The organism is Caulobacter sp. 05T431, assembly GCF_056665975.1.
In genome coordinates, this window is sequence record NZ_JBFTKU010000133.1 from 1 (window position 1) to 426 (window position 426).

A 426-nucleotide genomic window follows, 5' to 3' on the forward strand; every position below is an offset into this window, starting at 1 on the left:
GCGATACCCAGGTCGATGGCGGCCTGGATCAGCTGCGAAGTCGGCCCGTAGATCCCGGGGCGCTCCGCAAGCTGCCAGACCGGCAACACGTCTTCCTCTGAGACGGCCACGTTGTCGAAGAGCACCGTGCCGCTGGCGGTGGTGCGCTGGCCGAACGACGACCAGTCGTCGTTCACGGTCAGGCCCGCCGCATCGCGCGGCACCCATGCCTGCACGGCGCGGCCTTCGTCGTCCAGCGCGCGTACGGGCACCCGATGCGCGAACAGCGCGCCGGTCGAATAGAAGCGCTGGCCAGTCAGCCGCAAGCCCTGTTCTGTGCGGCGCAGCCGCGTGCCGGTTTGCAGGACGGTCTGGCTCGTGGCGGAGCGGCGTTCCGGCCCCGCATTGCCAAGCCGCTGCCCGGCGAGCACCTCGGCGTAGTAGCGC

At 70.7% G+C, this 426-nt stretch carries 1 protein-coding gene; it reads right to left on the reverse strand.

From position 1 onward, the window contains the following. Window positions 1-426: hypothetical protein (locus AC1U89_RS24835; RefSeq protein WP_479902274.1), on the reverse strand; the 426-nt coding region annotated here is incomplete at both ends.